The sequence below is a fragment of the Maritimimonas sp. 2210JD6-3 genome (assembly GCF_056591795.1).
This window is the reverse complement of the sequence record NZ_JBWQOJ010000092.1, coordinates 1-830: the sequence shown is the minus strand read 5'-3', so window position 1 is coordinate 830 and position 830 is coordinate 1. Positions and strand designations below refer to the sequence as shown.

Genomic DNA, 830 nt, shown 5'->3' with positions numbered 1-830 from the left:
ACTAGACAAAGATACAATAGAAATGGAAATAGTGCCACTTATTCCAAAGACAAAACGAGGTTTTCCACCAACAGTTCCATTGGTTGAGATTGTCAATGCAATACTATACAAGTTAAAGACAGGAGTTCAGTGGCATCAATTACCAGTCAAAGCCTTATTTGAGGATAATCATTTGACATGGAATGCAGTGTATTACCATTACAGAAAATGGTGTGTATCAGATATATTAAAGGATTGCTGGATAAAGTTTTTAAAAGCACATAAAAAAGACTTAGACCTCTCTAGCGTAGATTTGGACGGCAGTCACACTCCAGCAATAAGAGGTGGAGTTGATGTTGAGTATCAAGGCAGGAAAAAACGAAAGACTACAAATGCTTTATATCTTATTGATAGACAAGGCTTACCTCTTGCTATGAGTGAACCCGTTGCAGGAAACCATAATGACCTTCACGATATTGAAGTACAATTTGAAGTCGTAACAGCAACTCTTGAACAAGCAGATATTCCAGTTGAAGGTCTTTTCCTAAATGCAGATGCAGGTTTTGACTCAAAAAACTTTAGAGAATCCTGTAGTAAAAAAGAAATTAATGCAAATATATGTTTCAATAAACGTAATGGAAATACAGATAGAGATGAGTATTTTGACCAAGAATTGTACGATGAACGTTACGCTGTAGAACGTACTAATGCTTGGATGGATAGTTATCGTTCCTTGCTAAATCGATTCGATACAACTATCGAAAGCTGGAAAGGATTTAACTATCTTGCTTTCTTTATAATTGCTCTCAAAAAAATCAAAAAAAAGAAAGTTATAAAAGTTTAAATCACCT

Annotated in this window: 1 protein-coding gene; it reads left to right on the top strand. The window is 34.7% G+C overall.

Annotation, left to right across the window (positions count from 1 at the left end; translation table 11 throughout):
- Positions 1-823, top strand: an 823-nt coding sequence (locus AC1EUY_RS16100) for an IS5 family transposase (RefSeq protein WP_480196574.1), incomplete at its 5' end; no start/stop codon positions are given.
- Between the last annotated feature and the right edge of the window lie 7 nt (positions 824-830).